The 20,802-nt window shown below is 71.7% G+C and carries 16 protein-coding genes; 4 read left to right on the top strand and 12 right to left on the bottom strand.

Annotated elements, in window-relative coordinates; translation table 11 throughout:
* Positions 1-66 precede the first annotated feature (66 nt).
* Positions 67-729 (bottom strand): response regulator transcription factor, encoded by a 663-nt coding sequence (locus tag ACZ66S_RS16680; protein ID WP_352381447.1) that lies wholly within the window; start codon positions 727-729, stop codon positions 67-69.
* Positions 726-1,865 carry a sensor histidine kinase gene (locus tag ACZ66S_RS16675; RefSeq protein WP_469902252.1) on the bottom strand — a complete coding sequence of 380 codons (1,140 nt, stop codon included), beginning with the start codon at positions 1,863-1,865 and terminating at the stop codon, positions 726-728. The genes ACZ66S_RS16680 and ACZ66S_RS16675 overlap by 4 nt, the downstream gene beginning before the upstream one ends.
* 167 nt (positions 1,866-2,032) lie before the next feature.
* Between ACZ66S_RS16675 and ACZ66S_RS16670 the strand changes: the two genes are divergently transcribed.
* Positions 2,033-3,037 (top strand): carboxymuconolactone decarboxylase family protein, encoded by a 1,005-nt coding sequence (locus ACZ66S_RS16670; protein ID WP_469902251.1) that lies wholly within the window; start codon positions 2,033-2,035, stop codon positions 3,035-3,037.
* A gap of 151 nt (positions 3,038-3,188) precedes the next feature.
* The gene (locus ACZ66S_RS16665; protein WP_469902250.1) at positions 3,189-3,854 is read left to right on the top strand and encodes a hypothetical protein; all 666 of its coding nucleotides are present in this window, start codon (positions 3,189-3,191) and stop codon (positions 3,852-3,854) included.
* A 53-nt stretch (positions 3,855-3,907) separates the two neighbouring features.
* Here the strand turns inward: ACZ66S_RS16665 and ACZ66S_RS16660 are convergent, their stop codons facing one another.
* The 9 genes from ACZ66S_RS16660 to ACZ66S_RS16620 all read right to left on the bottom strand — a co-directional run bounded on the left by ACZ66S_RS16660 (position 3,908) and on the right by ACZ66S_RS16620 (position 15,146).
* The gene (locus tag ACZ66S_RS16660) at positions 3,908-5,458 is read right to left on the bottom strand and encodes an NCS1 family nucleobase:cation symporter-1 (protein WP_469902249.1); all 1,551 of its coding nucleotides are present in this window, start codon (positions 5,456-5,458) and stop codon (positions 3,908-3,910) included.
* Positions 5,459-5,621: 163 nt separating this feature from the next.
* Positions 5,622-6,641 (bottom strand): TIGR03842 family LLM class F420-dependent oxidoreductase, encoded by a 1,020-nt coding sequence (locus ACZ66S_RS16655; protein ID WP_469902248.1) that lies wholly within the window; start codon positions 6,639-6,641, stop codon positions 5,622-5,624.
* Between the two features lie 11 nt (positions 6,642-6,652).
* The gene (gene hydA, locus ACZ66S_RS16650; RefSeq protein ID WP_469902247.1) at positions 6,653-8,053 is read right to left on the bottom strand and encodes a dihydropyrimidinase; all 1,401 of its coding nucleotides are present in this window, start codon (positions 8,051-8,053) and stop codon (positions 6,653-6,655) included.
* Between the two features lie 100 nt (positions 8,054-8,153).
* Entirely contained in the window at positions 8,154-8,996 is an 843-nt protein-coding gene (locus ACZ66S_RS16645) for a nitrilase-related carbon-nitrogen hydrolase (protein ID WP_469902246.1), read from the bottom strand.
* Between the two features lie 155 nt (positions 8,997-9,151).
* Positions 9,152-10,708, bottom strand: coding sequence for a PucR family transcriptional regulator (locus ACZ66S_RS16640; protein ID WP_469902245.1), 1,557 nt, complete (start codon positions 10,706-10,708; stop codon positions 9,152-9,154).
* 23 nt (positions 10,709-10,731) lie between these two features.
* Complete coding sequence (locus ACZ66S_RS16635; RefSeq protein WP_469902244.1) at positions 10,732-12,021, bottom strand: aspartate aminotransferase family protein; 1,290 nt, start codon at positions 12,019-12,021, stop codon at positions 10,732-10,734.
* Positions 12,018-12,860, bottom strand: a complete 843-nt coding sequence (locus tag ACZ66S_RS16630; RefSeq protein WP_469902243.1) for a nitrilase-related carbon-nitrogen hydrolase — start codon at positions 12,858-12,860, stop codon at positions 12,018-12,020. The genes ACZ66S_RS16635 and ACZ66S_RS16630 overlap by 4 nt, the downstream gene beginning before the upstream one ends.
* Before the next feature lie 181 nt (positions 12,861-13,041).
* Positions 13,042-14,760 (bottom strand): hypothetical protein, encoded by a 1,719-nt coding sequence (locus ACZ66S_RS16625; RefSeq protein WP_469902242.1) that lies wholly within the window; start codon positions 14,758-14,760, stop codon positions 13,042-13,044.
* 134 nt (positions 14,761-14,894) lie between these two features.
* Entirely contained in the window at positions 14,895-15,146 is a 252-nt protein-coding gene (locus ACZ66S_RS16620; RefSeq protein ID WP_469902241.1) for a helix-turn-helix domain-containing protein, read from the bottom strand.
* 32 nt (positions 15,147-15,178) lie between these two features.
* Between ACZ66S_RS16620 and map the strand changes: the two genes are divergently transcribed.
* A complete protein-coding gene (gene map, locus ACZ66S_RS16615) occupies positions 15,179-15,946 on the top strand; it encodes a type I methionyl aminopeptidase (RefSeq protein ID WP_469902240.1) in 768 nt (255 codons plus the stop codon).
* A 358-nt stretch (positions 15,947-16,304) separates the two neighbouring features.
* Entirely contained in the window at positions 16,305-18,839 is a 2,535-nt protein-coding gene (locus ACZ66S_RS16610; RefSeq protein ID WP_469902239.1) for an ATP-dependent Clp protease ATP-binding subunit, read from the top strand.
* Between the two features lie 51 nt (positions 18,840-18,890).
* On the opposite strand, the gene ggt is transcribed toward ACZ66S_RS16610, so the two are convergent.
* A complete protein-coding gene (gene ggt, locus ACZ66S_RS16605) occupies positions 18,891-20,687 on the bottom strand; it encodes a gamma-glutamyltransferase (protein WP_469902238.1) in 1,797 nt (598 codons plus the stop codon).
* Positions 20,688-20,802: the final 115 nt, after the last annotated feature.

Genomic DNA, 20,802 nt, shown 5'->3' with positions numbered 1-20,802 from the left:
CGGCCGGTCACCCGGGCTGCGCCGAGAACCCTCTGTCCACCGTGAGCAGACGCCCGCGACGGAACATCAGGAGCCGCGTGCCGTCACCAGCCCCGACTCGTAGGCGAACACGACCAGTTGGGCCCGGTCCCGGGCGCCCAGCTTCGTCATCGCGCGGCTGATGTGGGTCTTGGCCGTGAGGGGGCTGATCACCATGTGCTCGGCGATCTCCTCGTTGGTCAGGCCGCGGGCCGCCAGGGCCGTGACCTCCCGTTCCCGGCGGGTGAGGCACTCCAGGCCGGGGGCGGTGGACCGGTCCGGGGGGCGGGAGACGAACTCGCCGATCAGGGTGCGGGTGACCGCGGGCGACAGCAGCGCCTCGCCCCGGGCCACCACCTCGATGGCCTGGAGGAGGTCGGCCGGTTCGGTGTCCTTCAGCAGGAAGCCGCTCGCGCCCGCCCGCAGCGCCTCGAAGACGTACTCGTCGACGCCGTAGTTGGTGAGGATCACCACGCGGACCCCGGCCAGCTCCGGGTCCGCGGCGATCCGCCGGGTCGCCTCGATGCCCGTCATCACCGGCATCTGCACGTCGATCAGCGCGATGTCGGGCACCTGCGCCCGCACCAGCTCCACCCCCCGCTCCCCGTCCGCCGCCTCCCCGACCACCTCGATACCGTCCTCGGCGTCGAGCAGGGCCCGGAACCCGGCCCGCATCAACGCCTGGTCGTCGACGAGCGCCACCCTGATCACGCCCCCACCTCCCCGCTCACACCGGCTCCCCCCGCCCCCAACGGCAGTTCCGCCCGCACCGAGAACCCGCCTTCCTCGCGCGGCCCGGTGTGCAGTGTCCCGCCCAGTGCCGTGACGCGTTCGCGCATGCCGGTGAGGCCGTGCCCCGGCCGGGGCGGGCGGTCCGGACAGGCGGCCCCGTCGTCCTCCACCCGTACCGTCAAGTCATCCCTGTTGTATGCGAGTTCGACCCGGACCTTCGCGGGTCCCGCGTGGCGGGCCGCGTTCGTCAGGGACTCCTGGACGATCCGGTACACGGCCCGGTCGAGAGGGGCGGGCAGCGCGCACTCCTCGCCCGTCACACTCAGTTCGACGGCGAGGCCCGCCGCGCGCGCCCGCTCCACGAGCAGTGCCGGGGTGCCGGTCGGCTCGTCGGTGCGCAGGACCTCCAGCGTGGCGCGCAGCTCGCGCATGGCCTCGCCGCCCGCCTCCTGGATGGCGAGCAGGGCGGGCGGCACCTCCTCGCCCCGCTTGCGCGCCAGGTGGACGGCCACGCCCGCCTGGAGTTTGACGATGGAGATGCTGTGGGTGAGGGAGTCGTGCAACTCCCGTGCTATCCGGAGGCGTTCCTCACCGGCCCGGCGCAGCGCGGCCTCCTCCCGGGTGCGCTCGGCCTCCAGGGCACGCTGTTCGGTCTGGCGCAGATAGGCCTGCCAGTTACGGCCGGCGAGGCCCGTCACCACCGCGCACACGAACCAGCCCGCGAGCAGCGCGGTCTTCTCGACGGCCTCGTGGACCGTCGGGCCCGTCGCCGCGTAGGCCCCCAGGAAGATCCCGCTCGCGCCGGCCGCCCAGCCCCGGTGCCCCAGTTGGGACGCCAGGTGCACGGCGGCGAACACGGTCAGCGCGCCGAGCGGGCCGGGGTGGGCGTGCAGGACGTACACCGACCCGCTCACCGTGGTCACGGCCAGCACCACCAGCGGGGCCGCGCGGTAGCACGCGAGAGCGGCCGCGCCCACCACGAGCAGCCCCTGGTCGAGGGCGGTCGTGTCCGCGTCCTGGGCCGCCACGACCACGGCGAGGGCGCCGACCACGACCGCGAGGGCCAGATCGGCGAGCCGCTGGGAGATGGCCGCATCGACCCGGTGCCCACTCATGCCCACACGCTAGACCGCCGCACCGACACCGGCGTCAGCCCTGTGGACAACTCCCGCGCTACTCCCCCGGTAGTAGTCCCCGCCCCGGTCCGCGCTCACGGACGCAGCCCCGACTCCCTTCGGCCGTACGACGACCGCGGCGGGGGCCGGGGCGCACGCTGCTGTGCATGTCGACACCCTTCCGCTACACCGAGCCCCTGCCGCCCAAGGCCGCCACCGGCCGTGTCGCCGAGGTCTACGAGCAGTTGTCCCGAGACTTCGGCATCGACGAACCCGTGACCTTCGTGGTCCTCTCCTCCGCACCGGAGCTGCTCGCCCCCGCGTGGGCGCTGATGCGCGAGTCGCTGATCGCCGGCCCCGGCAGCCGCACCGGCAAGGAGCTGGCGGCCCTCGGGGTCTCGCTGGCCAACCGGTGCCCGTTCTGCGTGGACGCGCACACCATGCTGCTGCACGCCACCGGCGACCACGCGCTCGCCGAACGCGTCGCCCGGGGCGAGCGGCCGCAGAACGAGGAGCACGCGCGCGTGCTGGACTGGGGCAGGCACACGCGCGTGCCGGGCGGTCTCGGCGCGGTGCCGTACCCGTTCCCGCCCGAGCACGCCCCGGGTTACCTCGGCACCGCGTTCGCGTTCCACTTCATCAACCGGATCGTGTCCGCGCTGCTCACCGAGAACCTGCTGCCGGGCAACGCCCAGCGCTTCCGGGCCGTCCGCAGCCTCGCGGGCCGTGCCCTCTCCCGGACCGTACGCCGCCCCGCGCGACCCGGCGCGTCCCTCGCGCTGCTCGACCTGCCCGACCCCGGCGAGGCCCCGGCGTGGGCGGCCGGCACGCCCGTCGGCCTCGCGTACGCGGCGCTGCTCCGGGCGGCCATGACCGGCGCCGGTCTGCTCGACACCGACGACCAGGACCTCGTGGAGGAGACGCTGCTGGACTGGGACGGCTCGCACCCACCGCTCGACCTCGGCGGCTTCCCGGACCGGCGGGAGCGTCCCGGTGCGCGTCTGGTGCTGCTGGCCGCCCTCGCGCCGTACCGGATCACCGACGAGGACGTGGCGGCCTGGCGGCGGCCGGAGCACACCGACCGCTGTCTGGTGCACCTCGTGGCCTACGGCGCGTTCCTGGCCGTGGACCGCGTCGAGTCGGCCCTCCACCGGCCCATCGCCCGGACATAAACGGACACATGACGCATCGACGGCGGGTCACAGTGACGGCACAGGTACGGAGCGAGTTCACACTTCCACCCCACAGGCAGACATGTGAAACTGGCGTCCCGTCCGCAGTGCGGACCCGTCCGCACCGTCCGTCCCCCACGAAAAGTGCGCCGTGCGAACTCTCTCCCTGCCGCTCGCGCTCACCGCGCGCATCTCCCCGGTCGTCGTGCTCGCCGCTGCGGGCTGGGCACTGACGTCGGGCCCGGCCACGACGCCGGCCGCCGAGAAGGAGTCGGCGCCGCAGTCCGCCGCGGAGTCCCCGTCGGGCGCGTCCACGGCGGCCGCCTCGAAGCAGTACGTCGCCGCGCCCGCGCCCTGCGGCAGCATCGGCGCCGCGACGATCAAGTCGCTGGTGCCGGGCGCCAAGACGGCCGGCAAGGAGATCCCCTCCACGGACGCGACCGTTCGCCGCACGTGCTCCTGGAACGCGCTCAAGGGATTCGACTACCGCTGGCTCGACGTGTCCTTCGAGATCACGGAGTCGGACGCGGCGGCCGCCAAGTCGTACAAGGACAACGTCTCCGAGAAGAGCGGCGGCGGCAGCGTGCCGGGCGTCGGTGACGCCGGGTACTCGGTGGTGAACCTCACGACCGAGAACAAGCAGCAGACCCGTGAGGGCGTGGTCATGATCCAGGCGTCCAACGCGCTGGTGACCGTGACCTACAACGGCAGCGACTTCGAGTCCAAGAAGGCGCCCAGCACGGACGAGATCAACAAGGGTGCCATCAAGGCCGCCAAGGAGGCGGTGGCGGCGCTGGAGAGCGGCCGGAAGGCCTGAGCCGGCGGAACGGGCCCGGGCCCGACCGCCCTCCACGCGCGCGAGGCGCACCGTCAGGCCGCGATGCCCTCCTGCTCCCTGCCCTTGGGCAGCATCAGCGCGATGTACAGCAGCAGCGACGCGCCGAGTCCCACCGCCCAGCCGTAGTCGGCCAGCGGCTTGAGGAACGGGATCAGTCCGTCGGTCGGGAACGGCCCGGTCTTCTTGCCGTCCGCGCCGATCCCCGAGTACGAACCGCCGACCGCGAGCAGTCCGCCGACCACGAACGCGAGGATGGCCCGCCAGTTCCAGCCGTTGGTGTACCAGTAGCGGCCGCCGGGCGTGTAGAGGTCCGCGAGGTGCAGGACCGTGCGCCGGACGATCCAGTAGTCGGCGATGAGGATGCCCGCGACCGTACCGAGCAGGCCACCGACGACTCCGAGCCAGGTGAAGATGTAGAACTCCGGCGTGGAGATCAGCTTCCACGGGAAGATCAGGATGCCGACGACACCCGTGATGAGCGCGCCCGTGCGGAAGTTGACGAACTTCGGAGCCAGGTTGGACAGGTCGTACGCCGGTGAGACCACGTTGGCCGCGATGTTCACGGAGACCGTGGCGACCAGCACGACGACCAGCGCGAAGAGCAGCCCGAAGGCGTTGTCGGTCTTGGCGGCCAGCGTGACCGGGTCCCAGATGGCCTCGCCGTAGACGGCCTCGGAGCCGGAGGTGACCAGCACGGCGAGGACCGCGAACAGTGTCATGGTCGTGGGGAGCCCCAGGGACTGGCCCCAGGTCTGCGCCTTCTGACTGGCGCCGAACCGGGTGAAGTCCGGGATGTTCAGGGACAGCGTGGCCCAGAAGCCGATCATGCCCATGAGGGACGGGAAGAACACCGGCCAGAAGTCGGCGCCCCAGCCGAGCTTGGACGGCTGGTCGAGCAGCGCGCCGAAGCCGTCGGCCTTGACCGCGATCCAGACCAGCAGGACGAGAGCGCCGGCGATCACGAAGGGCGCGGCCCAGTTCTCGAAGTGCCGCAGGAAGTCCATGCCGCGGTAGATGATCGCGATCTGGAGCGCCCAGAACAGCAGGAAGCACAGCCACAGGGGCCAGGGGTTGCCGGCGATCTCGGCCGCGTTCTCCCAGTGGCCGCCGGTCAGCTTGGAGCCCAGCGCGAAGATGCCGCTGCCACCGATCCAGGTCTGGATGCCGAACCAGCCGCAGGCCACGGCCGCCCGGATCAGCGCCGGGATGTTGGCACCGCGCAGCCCGAAGGAGGCGCGGGCGAGGACCGGGAAGGGGATGCCGTACTTGGGCCCGGCGTGCCCGGTGGCCAGCATCGGCAGCAGCACGATGACGTTGGCCAGGGCGATGGTGAAGACGGCCTGCTTCCAGTCCATGCCGAGCGCGACCAGGCCGGAGGCCAGGGTCCAGCTCGGGATGCAGTGCGCCATGGAGATCCACAGGGCCGCGAAGTTGTACGTCGTCCACTTGCGCTCGGAGACCGGTACGGGACGCAGGTCCTCGTTGGCGAAGGGGCTGTCGGCGGGGAACGCCTCGGGAGCGAGCTCGACTCGGCCGCCGGAGGACTGCGGTATCGGCGACCCCGTGGGGACTGTTTCGGTCATGGGCAGGCCAATCGATCAGGACGGAACGGGATAGGCCGTGCGGGGGCCTCGGACGGGACCGGGACGGGCGGGGAGGCCTGTCCCGGTCCCGCCACCCCTCCCCCGGACGCCGGGGAGGGGGGACAAGGAGTGGGGGGTCGGTCGAGCGGCGGTGCGATCGGGTTCAGGAGTTGAGGGCGGGGATGACCTGGGAGCCGTAGACGTCGATGGTCTTTTCCTGGGCGTCGTGCATGTCGTAGACGGCGAACTGGTCGACGCCCAGCTCGCGCAGCGCGTTCAGCTTCTCGATGTGCTTCTCGACCGGTCCGATGACGCAGAACCGGTCGACGATCTCGTCGGGCACGAAGGCGGTGTCGGGGTTGTCGGCGCGGCCGTGGTGCGCGTAGTCGTACCCCTCGCGCGCCTTGATGTAGTCGGTGAGCTCCTGAGGGACCAGGCCACCGCCCGAGCCGTACTTCGACACCAGGTCGGCCACGTGGTTGCCGACCATCCCGCCGAACCAGCGGCACTGCTCGCGCGCGTGGGCGAGCGCCTCGGGCGAGTCGTCCTCGGTGACGTAGGCGGGGGCGGCGACGCAGATCGTGACCTCGTCCGCCGAGCGCCCGGCGGCGACGGCCGCGTCCTTGACCGCCTTCACCATGTACTCGGTGAGATAGAGGTCGGCGAGCTGGAGGATGAACCCGTCGGCCTCCTCACCGGTCATCTTCAGCGCCTTGGGGCCGTACGCCGCCATCCATACGGGGAGTTCGGCGTCCTCCTTGATCCACGGGAACCTGATCACCGTGCCGCCGAGGTCGGCCTCCTGGCCGGAGCCGAGGGCCCTGATGACCTTCATGGCCTCGCTGATGCGGGCCAGTGTGTTGGGCGTGCGGCCCGCGACGCGCATCGCGGAGTCGCCGCGGCCGATGCCGCAGACCGTGCGGTTGCCGAACATGTCGTTGAGGGTGGCGAAGGTGGAGGCGGTGACCTCCCAGGTGCGGGTGCCCGGGTTGGTGACCATCGGGCCGACCTTCAACGTCGAGGTGTTGGCCAGGATCTGACTGTAGATCACGAACGGCTCCTGCCAGAGCACGGCGGAGTCGAAGGTCCACCCGTGGGTGAAGCCGTTGCGTTCGGCCCGCTTCATCAGGCTGATGACCTTCGAGGCGGGCGGATCCGTCTGCAGGACGAGTCCGAAGTCCATGGGCGCCACTCCTAGTTGAGGTACTGACAGGTGGAGCGGGGGGTGTACGTGCCGTGCCCGGCGTGCCCGGTGTACTCCCGCTCGGTGATGACGGGTTCGCCGCGCGAGAGGACCGTCTCGACCCGGCCGGTGAGGCGCTTGCCCTCGTAGGCCGAGTAGTCGACGTTCATGTGGTGGGTCTCGGCGGAGACGGTCTGCTCGGCGTGCGGGTCGTAGATGACGACGTCGGCGTCGGCGCCGGGGGCGATGGTGCCCTTCTTCGGGTACATGCCGAACATACGGGCCGGGGTGGCGCAGGCGATCTCGATCCAGCGGCGGCGCGAGATGTGCCCGTCGACGACGGCCTGGTGGAGCAGGTCCATGCGGTTCTCGACGCCGGGCAGACCGTTGGGGATCTTCGAGAAGTCGCCGCGGCCGAGCTCCTTCTGGCCCACGAAGCAGAAGGGGCAGTGGTCGGTGGAGACGACCTGGAGATCGTTGGTCCTGAGGCCCTGCCAGAGCTTGGCCTGGTGTTCCCGCGGGCGCAGGGGCGTCGAGCACACGTACTTGGCGCCCTCGAAGTCGGGCTCCGCGAGGTTGTCCGTCGACAGGAACAGGTACTGCGGGCAGGTCTCGCCGAAGACGTTGAGCCCCTCGTCCCGCGCGCGTGCCAGCTCGGCCACCGCCTCCATGGCCGAGACGTGCACGACGTACAGGGGGGCGCCGGCGACCTGCGCGAGTCTGATCGCACGGTGGGTGGCCTCGGCCTCCAGGAGCGCCTTGCGCACCTCCCCGTGGTAGCGGGGGTCGGTCTCGCCGCGCGCCAGCGCCTGCTCGACCAGCACGTCGATCGCGATGCCGTTCTCCGCGTGCATCATGATCAGGCCGCCGTTCTCGGCGGAGCGCTGCATGGCGCGCAGGATCTGGCCGTCGTCGGAGTAGAAGACGCCGGGATAGGCCATGAACTGCTTGAAGGAGGTGACCCCCTCCTCCACGAGCAGGTCCATCTCCTTGAGCGTCTCCTGGTTCACATCGGAGACGATCATGTGGAAGCCGTAGTCGATGGCGCAGTTGCCCTCGGCCTTGGCGTGCCAGGCGTCCAGCCCCTCGCGCAGGGAGTGGCCGACGCTCTGCACGGCGAAGTCGACGATGGTGGTGGTACCGCCCCAGGCGGCGGCCCGGGTGCCGGTCTCGAAGGTGTCGGAGGCGAAGGTGCCGCCGAACGGCAGTTCCATGTGGGTGTGGACGTCGACGCCACCGGGGATGACGTACCTCCCGGTGGCGTCGATCGTGCGGTCCGCGGTCCAGCTCTGGGTACCGGGCACGGCGAGGGCGGCGATGCGGCCGTCCTCGATCAGCACGTCTGCGTGGATCTCGTCGGACGCGGTGATGACGAGACCACCGCTGATGACGGTACGGCTGCGGCTGCTCATACTCCCTCTCCTGCGAACGGTGATCGGAAAAGCTCCGGTCGTCTGTGGCTGGTCGCGCGGTTCCTCGCGCCCCTGAGGGGCGCGGGTGTGCGCGTCGTGATCACGGAGCGGTCAGCGGCGGGTAGGCGTCCGGACGGCGGTCGCGGTAGAACTGCCAGCGGTCGCGGACCTCCCGCAGCTTGGCCATGTCCAGTTCGCGGACGACCAGTTCGGTCTCCTTGTCGCTCGCCACCTCGCCGACGAACTGGGCCTCCGGGTCGACGAAGTACGTCGTCCCGTAGAAGTCGTTGTCGCCCAGCTCCTCCACGCCCACCCGGTTGATCGCGCCCACGAAGTACTCGTTGGCGACGGCCGCCGCGGGCTGCTCCAACTGCCACAGGTACGCGGACAGTCCGCGCGAGGTGGCCGAGGGGTTGAAGACGATCTCGGCGCCCGCGAGGCCCAAGGCCCGCCAGCCCTCCGGGAAGTGGCGGTCGTAGCAGATGTAGACAGCGATCCTCCCGACCTTGGTGTCGAAGACCGGCCACCCCAGGTTGCCGGGGCGGAAGTAGAACTTCTCCCAGAAACCGGGGACTTGAGGGATGTGGTGCTTGCGGTACTTGCCGAGGTACGAGCCGTCCGCGTCGATCACCGCGGCGGTGTTGTAGAGGACGCCGGGCTGCTCCTCCTCGTACATCGGCAGGATCAGGACGATGCCCAGCTCCTTGGCCAGCGCCTGGAACCGCTGGACGATCGGCCCGTCCGGGATCTGCTCGGCGTACTCGTAGAACGCCTTGTCCTGGACCTGGCAGAAGTACGGCCCGTAGAACAGCTCCTGGAAGCACAGGACCTGGGCACCCTGCGCGGCCGCGTCCCGGGCCGCCTGCTCGTGCACCTGGATCATCGACTCCTTGTCGCCCGTCCACGCGGTCTGGAAGAGGGCGGCACGGATCACTCTGCTCATCGGGACCTCCGGTCGCTCGGTGTGCGAGAAGGCTAGGAAGTCCGGGAGCGGGCTTTGAGTTGCAGCGTGTCACGTCTGCGGGGCCCGGGCGTGCCACGGTGTCACCCTGTCGTGCGCCCATGTTTCACCGCCGTTTTCCCAGGTCGTAGCGTGTTTCAGTGTTGTTGCGCGTCATGCGCGAGAAGTGCGATGTGCACCGAGGCGGCCTGCTCGAAGTCGTCGAGGTCGACGCCGAGCCGGCTCTGTATGGCTTCCAGCCGCCGGTAGAGCGCGGGGCGGGAGACGTGGTGGAGCTGGGCGGTGCGGGACTTGTTGCGGCCGGTGGCGAGATAGGTGCGCAGCACCGCCAGCAGGTCCTCCCCCGCCCCGCACAGCAGCCCGTCCAGCTCGCGCTCGGCGAAGGACTGCACGTGCGGGTCGTCCCGCAACAGCCTGATCAGGCCGCGCAGATGGACGTCCCTGAGGCGCACCACGGGCGGCAGGTCGAGGACGGGCGCCGAGTCCGCGATCGCGTCGGCGACGTGCTGGGCCTCCCGCAGCCCCGCCGGGACGTCGTCCCAGGAGGTCCTCGGGTCCGCGGCGGCCACGACCGTCCGCGTCAGCCGGGCCGCGAAGTTGGCCGTGAGCACGGCGGCGTCCTGGTCCCGGGCCAGGCTCAACAGGACGGCGGTGGCCCCGTCGGCGAGTTCGGCGACGATGCCGGGCAGCCCCAACAGTCGTAGCACCCGGTCGAGTTCGGCGGGATCTCCGTCGCACACGACGAGCGGCACGAAGGTGCGCCGGTTGACGGGCAGTCCGGCCGCCCGCGCCCGGGGCAGCAGGTGCCGGGCCGGGACGACCCCGCTGGCCAGGTCGGTGAGCAGGCTCTGCGCGGACTGCTCCTCCCAGGTGTGGACGGAGGTGCCGCCGAGCATGCGGTGCAGCACGAGGGACTCGGCGGCCCGGTCGGCGAGGAGCCGGCCGGTCGCGGTGTCGCCCCGGTAGCCGCACAGCATGATCTGGCCCCAGCGCTCCCCGCGCCCGCCCAGTTCGGCGCGGATCCAGCCGTCGCCCGCGCTGCCTCCGGCCTGGCGGGCGATGCGCTCCCAGTCGCGCAGCACGTCCTCGACGGCGGACCGCTCCCCCGCGGTGGCGAGGACGCGGTGCGCGAGGTTGGTGACGACCACGGGGCAGCCGCTGTGGTGGGCGATCTCGTCCAGCAGGTGTTGCAGCGGGGCGCCCGCGGTGATGAGTGCGGTGAGGGCGGTACGGACCGCCTCGGACATGCTGACCGCGGCGAACTTCCGTCGCACCAGCCGGGCTTGGACCTCCTCCGTCAGCTCCGCGAACGGGAAGGGGCGGTGCAGGACGACCATGGGCAGCCCGCACCGCTCAGCCGCCCGGCGCATCACGTCCGGCGGAGCCGGGAAGGCGCGGCCGAGTCCGAGGACCACGGCCGCGGCCTCCGCACGGTGCAGGGACTGGATGTACTCGGCCTGCTTGCCGTCGTCGCCGGCGAGCAGCACGCCGGTGGTGAGGACCATCTCGCCGCCGCTGAGCATCACTCCGACGTCGGCGGCCTCGGCCACGTGCACCCAGCGCACGGCCCGGTCGAGCTGGCCGGCACCGGCCACCACCTCGGGCTCCCCGGCGAGGACCCGTTCCAGCATGAGGACCTGACGGACCGACAGGGTCGGCTCCGAGGACTCCAGGGGCTCCAAGGTGGTGCTCATGTCGGTGTTCCCTCGCTGTGGGGCTACTGGATGGTGCTCCTCAGAGCGTGTTCGAGGATCGCGGCGCCCTCCTCGGCCTCCGCGACGGTCAGGGACAGGGGCGGGGCGATCCTGAGCGCGCTGGTGTTGTGGCCGCCGCCCTTGCCGAGCAGCAGCCCCTCGGCGCGGGCGGCTTCCAGCACGGCGGCCGCGGCCTGCGGGTCTGCTTCGTCGGTGCCGGGCCTGACCAGCTCGACGCCGAGCATCAGTCCGCGCCCGCGCACCTCCCGTACGCCCGGAACCTGTGCGGCGACCGCCCGCAGCCGCTCGATCAGCAGTCCGCCGACCCGCCGGGCGTTGCCCTGGAGGTCGTGTTCCAGGAGGTACGACAGGTTCGCGAGCCCGGCCGCCATGGTGATCTGGGTGCCGCCGAACGTCGAGATGCTGTTGGAGTCGAGGCAGTTCATGATCTCGGCGCGGGCGACGACCCCGCCGATGGACATGCCGTTGCCGATACCTTTGGCAAAGGTAAGGATGTCCGGCGGGCCGTTCCGGTCGTGCGCCTGCCAGCCCCAGAAGTGGTCGCCGGTGCGGCCCCAGCCGGTCTGCACCTCGTCGGCGATCCAGAGGATGCCGTGCTCGTCGAGCACCTCGCGGAAGGCGGCGTAGAGGCCGTCGGGCGGGGAGGTGAAGCCGCCGACGCCCTGGATCGGCTCGGCGATCAGGGCGGCGGGCGGACGGGTGTGGCCGAGGAGGTCCTTCAGGTCGTCGACGCAGGCCGCGATGAAGTCGTCGTCGCTCAGAGCGGCGTACGGCCCGCGGGTGCGGACGCCTCCGTGGACGTACAGCGTCTGGAGCGGGGACAGCGAGGTCGGCGACCAGCCGCGGTTGCCGGTGATGCCGACCGCGCTGAAGGACCGGCCGTGGTAGCTGTTGCGCATCGCCAGGATCGTGTTGCTGCGGCGGTACGTGGTGGCGAGCAGCAGGGCGGTGTCGTTGGCCTCGGTGCCGGAGGTGGTGAAGAAGACCCGGGCGTCCGGGACGCCGGACAACTGGGCGATGCGCTCGGCGAGTTCGACCATCGGCCGGTTCAGGTACAGGGTCGAGGAGTGGATGATCCGCCCGGCCTGTTCGCTCACCGCCTTGGTGATCTCGGGCAGGGCGTGCGCGGTCATCGTGGTCAGGATGCCGCCGAAGAAGTCGAGGTACCTGTTGCCCTCGGAGTCCCACACGTACCGGCCCTCGCCGTGCGTGATCTCCAGGGGGTCCTCGTAGTAGAGGGCGAGCCAGTCGGGCAGGACGGCCCGGTGACGTCCCAGCAGGTCCTCGGTCACGGCTGCACCAGCCCTTCGTAGGCGTCGGGGCGGCGGTCGCGGTAGAAGGCCCACTGCTGCCGCACCTCCTCGATGAGGTCGAAGTCCAGGTCGCGGACGACGAGTTCCTCCTCCTTGTCGCTGGCCGTGTCCCCCACGAACTGGCCGCGCGGGTCGACGAAGTACGACGTCCCGTAGAAGTCGTTGTCGCCGTACTCCTCGACGCCGACCCGGTTGATGGCGGCGACGAAGTACTCGTTGGCGACGGCGGCCGCGGGCTGTTCCAGGCGCCACAGGTAGGAGGACAGGCCCCGGTGGGTGGCGGACGGGTTGTAGACGAGCTGGGCGCCGTTGAGGCCCAACTGCCGCCAGCCCTCGGGGAAGTGGCGGTCGTAGCAGATGTAGACGCCGACCTTGCCGACGGCGGTGTCGAACACCGGCCAGCCGAGGTTGCCCGGCTTGAAGTAGTACTTCTCCCAGAAGCCCTTGACCTGCGGGATGTGGTGCTTGCGGTACTTGCCGAGGATGGTGCCGTCGGCGTCGATCACGACCGCGGTGTTGTAGTAGAACCCGGACTGCTCGACCTCGAACACCGGCACGACGACCACCATGCCGGTCTCGCGGGCGAGTTCCTGCATACGGCTCGTGGTCGGGCCGTCGGGCACCGGCTCGGCCCAGCGGTAGTGCTCGGGTTCCTGGACCTGGCAGAAGTAGGGGGCGTTGAACACTTCCTGGAACCCGATGATCTTCGCGCCCTGTCGGGCCGCCTCCCGGGCGTGCTCCTCGTGTTTCGCCACCATGGACTCGGTGTCGCCGGTCCAGGTGGCCTGGACCAGAGCGGCACGTACGACGTTGGCCATGAGCTGCTCCTTCGGCGGGGACGTCAGAGCCTCTACGCCCGTAGACACGGCCGTAGAGGGACGAACGTAAGCCTCCTGGAGAGGCTTGCCAAGACCATCGTCGTCAACCCGCGAAGTCGATCTCGTTTCACACTCCAGTGGAGGAGTGACGTGCCCGGTCAGCGGGGTTGTGCGGGACCTGTCAGGCGGAGAATCCCGCGACCCGCAGGGCGTGCACCAGGTCCCAGTGCCGCTCCTCCGAGACGCCTCGCGCGGCCGTGAGGAGCAGCGGTACGAGGGTCGCGGGGCCCGGCGCGGCGCTGCGGACGGCCTCCTCGGGGGTGCGGACGCGCACGTAGGCGTCGAGGAGGGCGGTGACCTCACGGCGGCGGCCCTCGGCGACCAGGGCCAGCACGGCCGCGCCGATCTCACCGGCGGGGCGCGCGACACCCTGTCTGAGCACCTGCTCCCCGTCCGGGCTCCGTCCGGCCTCGACCAGGGCGTCCGCGGCGGCCACCAGGCGGTCGGCGGGCAGCGAGGCGGCCTCCCACAGCAGGGTCGCCCAGTCGGCCCCCAGCCCGGCGCGCTGGAGCTCGGCGGCCAGCAGCGGGAAACGGTCGGCGGGCCAATGGGCGACCTCGACGAGCACGGCGTGCGCCTCGCCGGTACGCCCCTCCGAGCGCAGCCGCACCAGCCTCGCGACCGTCTCGGCGGTCTCCCGCCGCGCCACCGCGTCCGGCGGCTCCTCACGCTGCTCCGGACCGGTCTGCGGGCGCGCCTCCGGCACCTGCGCGGCCCCCGCGAAACGGGCCCCGCGCGGGGTGCGCCCCTTCGCGACGGGCGCGGCGGGCGGATCGGTCACGGCGGCCGGGGGTACGACGACGACGGCGCCGCCCTCCTCGGCCATCCCGGCGAAGCGGGCACCGCCGCGCCGACGCTTGCGCTTCGCCTCCGGCGGCGGGGCGGTGGGGGCGGGCTGTTGCGGGGTGTGTCCGGGTCCGGGTCCGTCAGCCGGGCCGGGACGGGGTGCCGCGGGCCCGGCGCTGTCCGCCCAGGTGGCCGCGGGGGCGTCCCGCTGGTGCGGCATGTTCAGGTGCTCACCGCTCCGACCGCCGGGCTCGCCGGCGTACGACGCGGCATCGCGCCCACCGACTCCATGACTGCCAGGGTCGCCGCCATACGGCGCGGCCCCGCCCCCACCGCCCGCCGCCCCACCGACTCCATGCCCGCCGGCGTCGCCCCCGTGCCGCGTAGCCTCACGCTCCCCGCCCGCCCCACGGGCTCCGTGACCGCTGTGCCTGGCAGTGTCACCCCCGTGGCCGCCACCCGTGACAGCGGCACCGCCGTAGGCGCCGGGCTCCCCGAACGTGGGGCCGTCGCCCCGCTGGATCGCGGGGGCCTCGTCGCTGATCGCTCGGCGGTCCAGTTCGGACATGCGGGACCGGAGTTCGGCGCAGCGTCGTACGGCGCGTTCGTGGTCGTCGCGGGCCCAGGCGAGGTCCAGGCGGAGGGCGTCGGCCTCCGCCTGGGTGGTGACCGTGGCGAGCCGGCGGCCCAGTTCGGCCTGGCGCTCCGCCGCGTAGCGCTGTTCGCGGAGCATGACGTCGAAGCGGTCGCCCAGGGCGTCCCGGCCGCCCGGGCGGGCGTCGTGGGCGGCCTGGGCGGCGGCGTGCAGGGGGCGGGCCCGCTCCGCCTCGGCGTGGGCCGGTCCGGGGCCGTACTCCGTGGCGAGGTCCTGGAGGAGCGCCTCGACCACGTCCCAGGGCGGCACCTCGCGGCCGTCGAGGCAGGCCCGCATACCGTCGGGGTCCCGCTGCCAGAACACCGCGCACCAGCCGGAGCCCTGGTCCAGGCGCGCCAGCAAGCCGCCCAGGTAGGTCACGAACTCCCGCATCCGACCCGGGAGTTGATCCACTGCCATCGCTCAACTCCCGTCAGACCGGAGCACTCCGGTCCGTAAGGCAACACCAGCAGTGTTACGAACAGGCTACGGACAGTTTTCAAAGGCGCAGCAGGAGGCTCCTGGCGCACCCCCGGCCGCCGAGCGAACTCGGGTCACACGCCTGTCAGTTCGCACAGTCCGGCCAGCTCGTCCATGGACAGCCCGAGGGCCCGGGCGAGCGCGGCCACCGTGAAGAACGCCGGGGTCGGGGCCCGCCCGGTCTCGATCTTCCGGAGGGTCTCCGCGGAGATCCCGGCACTCGCCGCGACCTCCGTCATGCTGCGGCCGCCACGGGCCTCGCGCAGCAGTCGGCCGAGCCGCTCGCCGCGTTCGCGTTCTTCTGGAGTGAGAGGGGTGCGCACCATGACCCCATTCTAATACCGGTATAGTAATTGGCATGGTGGAGCTGAAGACAGATACCTCGATGGATGCCATGTACGAGGCCGGACAGGTGGTCGGGCGCGCCCTGACCGCCGTACGACAAGCCGCTGACGTGGGAGTTTCCCTGCTGGAGCTGGACGAGGTGGCGCGTGGGGTGCTGCGGGAGGCAGGCGCGTCCTCGCCCTTCCTCGGCTACCGCCCCACCTTCGCCACCACCCCCTTCCCCGCCGTCATCTGCGCGTCCGTGAACGACGCGATCGTGCACGGCATCCCGACCGCCTACCGGCTGCGCGACGGCGACCTCGTCTCCATCGACTGCGGTGCCCAACTCGGCGGCTGGGCCGGCGACTCGGCGATCAGCTTCACGGTGGGCGCGCCGCGCGCCGACGACGTACGGCTGATCGAAACGGCCGAGCGGGCCCTGGCGGCCGGGATCTCGGCGGCGGTCGTGGGCAACCGCATCGGGGACATCGCGCACGCGATCGGCACGGTGTGCCGGTCCGGTGGCTACGGCATCATGGACGACTTCGGCGGCCACGGCATCGGCCGCCGTATGCACGAGGACCCGCCGGTGCCGAACGAGGGGCGCCCGGGGCGCGGGCTCGCGCTGCGGCACGGCATGGTGCTCGCGATCGAGCCGATGCTCATCGCCGGCGGCACGGACGAGTACCACACGGCACCGGACGGCTGGACGCTGAGGACGAACGACGGTTCGCGCGCGGCACACGTCGAGCACACCGTGGCGATCACCGACTCGGGCCCCCGGGTGCTGACAGCGCGCTGAGTCGGCGCGCAACCCTGATCATGGCGGGCTCAGGGAGGGGCGTACGGGGAGAGGCCGGTCGATGCGCGCGACGGGACGGGGAAGCCGCCGGCCCGCCGCCGCACCGCCGCGCATCATGAGGTCGGCGCCCGTCGACCGGCACCCCCGCCTGCCCCTTCCGCAAGGCCCTCGGCCGGCTCAGGACGTTCGAGAACCACTGAAAATGCCCCACTCACCCATCCGTGCGAAGGTGTAACCGGCTGACACCCGGGTTACCCGGCCCCGGCACGTCGATCAGCGAGGGTGTCCCCGGCCCTCCCCCAGACCTCGAACGGGCTCAGCCCGGGGGGACCCCATGGGGATGCCGGATGGGAACGACATGACCAGCGGATTCAGCGGACCGGAAGGCTATGACGCCTTCGGAGAGTTCCTCGCCCGTTTCTTCGGCGGGCCGCGTCCCGGCCCCCGGCAGATCAACATCGGTCAGTTGCTGAGCCAGCCGGCCAGGGAGCTGGTGCGGGGCGCCGCGCAGTACGCCGCCGAGCACGGCAGCCGGGATCTGGACACCCAGCACCTGCTGCGGGCCGCGCTCTCGGCGGAACCGACCCGGACGCTGCTGAGCCGGGCCGGCGCCGACCCCGACTCGCTGGCCTCGGAGATCGACGAACGCTCCGGGCCCGTCCAGCACCAGCCGGAGGAGGCCCCTCCGCCCACCTCGCTGTCCCTGACCCCGGCCGCCAAGCGCGCCCTGCTGGACGCGCACGAGCTGGCCCGCGCCCGGGGCGCCGGCTACATCGGCCCGGAACACGTGCTCAGCGCCCTGGCCGCCAACCCGGACTCGGCCGCCGGGCACATCCTCAACTCGGCCCGGTTCGCCCCCACCGGTCTGCCTCCCGAGACGGCCCCGGACGCCGGGCAGCCCGGCGCCGAGGCACCGCGCGGCACGGGCACGCCGACCCTCGACAAGTACGGCCGCGATCTCACCGACCTGGCCCGCCAGGGCCGTGTCGACCCGGTGATCGGCCGGGACGAGGAGATCGAGCAGACCATCGAGGTGCTGTCCCGCCGCGGCAAGAACAACCCGGTGCTCATCGGGGACGCGGGCGTCGGCAAGACCGCCGTCGTGGAGGGCCTGGCCCAGCGGATCGCCGACGGGGACGCACCCGACGTGCTGATCGGGCGCCGGGTCGTCGCCCTCGACCTGACCGGCGTGGTGGCGGGCACCCGCTACCGGGGCGACTTCGAGGAGCGCCTGACGAACATCGTGGGCGAGATCCGCGACAACTCCGACCGGCTGATCGTCTTCATCGACGAGCTGCACACCGTCGTCGGCGCGGGCGGGGGCGGCGAGGGCGGCTCGCTGGACGCCGGCAACATCCTCAAGCCCGCCCTGGCCCGCGGCGAGCTGCACATCGTGGGCGCGACCACGCTGGAGGAGTTCCGCCGGATCGAGAAGGACGCGGCCCTGGCCCGCCGCTTCCAGCCGATCCTGGTCCCGGAGCCCACCCCGGCCGACACGATCGAGATCCTGCGCGGCCTGCGGGACCGCTACGAGGCCCACCACCAGGTCCGCTACACCGACGAGGCGCTGGTGGCCGCCGTGGAGCTGTCCGACCGCTATCTCACCGACCGCCGCCTGCCGGACAAGGCGATCGACCTCATCGACCAGGCGGGGGCGCGGGTGCGCCTGCGCGCGCGCACCAAGGGCACCGACGTACGGGCCCTGGAGCGCGAGGTCGAGCAACTGACCCGGGACAAGGACCAGGCGGTCGCCGACGAGCAGTACGAACAGGCCACCCAACTACGGGACCGGATAGCCGAGTTGAAGCAGCGCATCGCCGACTCCGCCGGAGGCGACGCGGCCGACGAGGGCCAGCACCTGGAGGTCACCACGGAGGCCGTCGCCCAGGTGGTGTCCCGGCTCACCGGCATCCCGGTCAGCAGCCTCACCCAGGAGGAGAAGGACCGGCTGCTCGGCCTGGAGAGCCACCTGCACGAGCGGGTGGTCGGCCAGGACGAGGCCGTACGGGTCGTCTCGGACGCCGTCCTGCGCTCCCGCGCCGGTCTCGCGAGCCCGGACCGGCCGATCGGCAGCTTCCTCTTCCTCGGCCCGACCGGCGTCGGCAAGACCGAACTGGCCCGCGCGCTCGCCGAGTCGCTGTTCGGCAGCGAGGAGCGCATGGTCCGCCTGGACATGAGCGAGTACCAGGAGCGCCACACGGTCAGCCGCCTGGTCGGCGCCCCGCCCGGATACGTCGGCCACGAGGAGGCGGGCCAGCTCACCGAGGTGGTCCGCAGGCACCCCTACTCGCTGCTGCTCCTGGACGAGGTGGAGAAGGCCCACCCGGACGTCTTCAACATCCTCCTCCAGGTCCTCGACGACGGACGGCTCACCGACTCCCAGGGCCGCACGGTCGACTTCACCAACACCGTGATCGTGATGACCAGCAACCTGGGGTCCGAGGCGATCACCCGCCGGGGCGCGGGCATCGGCTTCGGGTCGGGCGGCACGGACGAGGAGGCCCGCCGGGAGCAGATCCTGCGCCCCCTGCGCGACCACTTCCGCCCGGAGTTCCTGAACCGCATCGACGAGATCGTCGTCTTCCGCCGGCTCACCGGCGACCAACTGCGGGAGATCACCAAGCTGTTGCTGGAGAGCACCCGCCGTCTGCTGCACGCCCAGGGCGTCACGGTCACCTTCACCGACAGCGCGGTGGACTGGCTGGCGGAACACGGCTACCAGCCGGAGTACGGCGCCCGCCCACTGCGCCGCACGATCCAGCGGGAGGTGGACAACCACCTGTCCCGCCTCCTGCTGGACGGCACGATCACCGAGGGCGACACGGTGACGGTGGACACAGCGGCAGGCGGTCTGACGTTCACGCGGACTCCCCAGGGGCGCGGGGCTGTGTAGATCCGCGGCTCCACCGCGGGGCGCGACGAGCCCCCACGCGCCTGAGGACGACTACGGCGCGGGGTACACCACTTGCGCGGATCCTCCACCCCGCCGAACGGTCTCAGCGGCGGCAAGCCACTTCCCACCCGGCAGCCGCTGCACGCCCGTGGCCGCCCCGATCTCCGGGTTCAGCTTGAACGAGTGCCCGATCGCCTCCAGTTGCGACCGCTCCCCGCTGCTGTACAGCTCCGGCTCCAGTTCGGTCTGTGCGGCGTTGCGCTGGCTCGCCCGGGGCGCGGCGATCGCGTCCACCAGTGGCAGCCCGCGGTCGACGAACTCGGTCAGCACCTGGAGCACGGTCGTGATGATGGTCGCCCCGCCGGGCGAACCGAGCGCCACCACGGGCTTGTTGTGCCGGTCGAGCACGATGGTCGGCGAGATCGAGGACCGCGGCCGCTTGCCGGGGCCCGGCAGGTTCGGGTCGTGCACGGCCGGGTTCGCCGGGCTGAAGGAGAAGTCCGTCAGCTCGTTGTTGAGGATGAACCCCCGCCCGGGAACGGTGATCGCGCTGCCGCCCGTCTGCTCGATGGTCAGGGTGTAGGCGACGACGTTGCCCCACTTGTCCGCCACCGTCAGATGCGTGGTGTTCTCGCCCTCGTACGTCGTCGGAGCCGCGGTGCCCCGGTCCGTGCAGGCTCCCGGATGCCGCGGATCGCCCGGCGCCACCGGGCTCTTGAGCACCGTGTCGTCCCTGATCAGACAGGCCCGCGAGTCGGCGAACCGCTGGGACAGCAGCCCCTTGGTCGGTACGTCCTCGAAGGCGGGGTCGCCGACCCAGCGCCCGCGGTCCGCGAACGCGATCCGGCTGGCCTCGATGTAGTGGTGCAGGTACTGGACCTCGCTCGCCTTCGAGAGGTCGGTGTGCTCCAGGATGTTGAGGGCCTCGGCGACCGTCGTGCCGCCGGAGGAGGAGGGCGCGATGGAGTAGACGCCGAGTCCGCGGTACGAGGTCCTGGTCGGTTTCTGGAGCTTGGCGCGGTAGGCGGCGAGGTCCTTCTCGGACAGGTCGCCCGGGCGGGCGTTCCAGCCCGAGGCCGGGTCGACCGGCGGGTGGTTCACGGTGTCGACGATGTCGTCGCCGAGGTCGCCGTGGTAGATCGCGTCCACGCCCTCGCGTCCCAACTCCCGGTAGGTGCGGGCGAGATCGGGGTTCTTGAAGGTGGACCCGACGACCGGCAACTGTCCGCCGGGCAGGAACAGCTCCGCGGTGTCCGGGAAGTAGCGGAACCGCGTCTCGTTGGACGCGGTCTGCGAGCGGAAGGTGTCGTCGACCGTGAACCCGTCCCGGGCGATCCGCTCGGCCGGCTTCAGGACGCTGCCGAGCGATCTGCTGCCCCACTCGTCCAGCGCCGTGGCCCACGTGGCCGGCGTGCCCGGGGTGCCGACGCTCAGCCCGCTGCTGACGGCGTCGGCGAAGGCGAGCGGCTGGCCGTTCTCCACGAACAGGTCGGAGTCCGCGGTGAGCGGTGCCGTCTCACGGCCGTCGATCGTGTGGACCGTACGGGACTTGGCGTCGTAGTAGACGAAGTAGCCGCCCCCGCCGACGCCGGCGGAGTACGGCTCGGTGACACCGAGCGCGGCTGCGGTGGCGACGGCCGCGTCGACCGCGTTGCCGCCCTTCCTCAGGACCTCGATGCCGGCGGCGGAGGCGTCCGCGTCGACGCTGGAGACGGCGCCGCCGTAGCCGACGGCGACGGGTGCTTTCTCGGGTGCCGAGGTGGTCTGCGGCGGCGCTGCCGCCCCCACCGACACCACGGCGGCCGAGACCGCCAGGACCGACAGTTTCCGTGCGACAGGGCGACGCATCCGTACCTCCAGTCCAGGACCGTCCGCGCAGCGTAACCACATCGCCGGAGCCCCGACACCCCTCTTCGGGTCAGGTGTCATACGAATGCCACACTTCGAACACCGGTACGTACCA

This window comes from Streptomyces sp. NPDC107471 (genome assembly GCF_055582845.1).
This window is presented reverse-complemented; position numbering and strand designations above follow the sequence as displayed.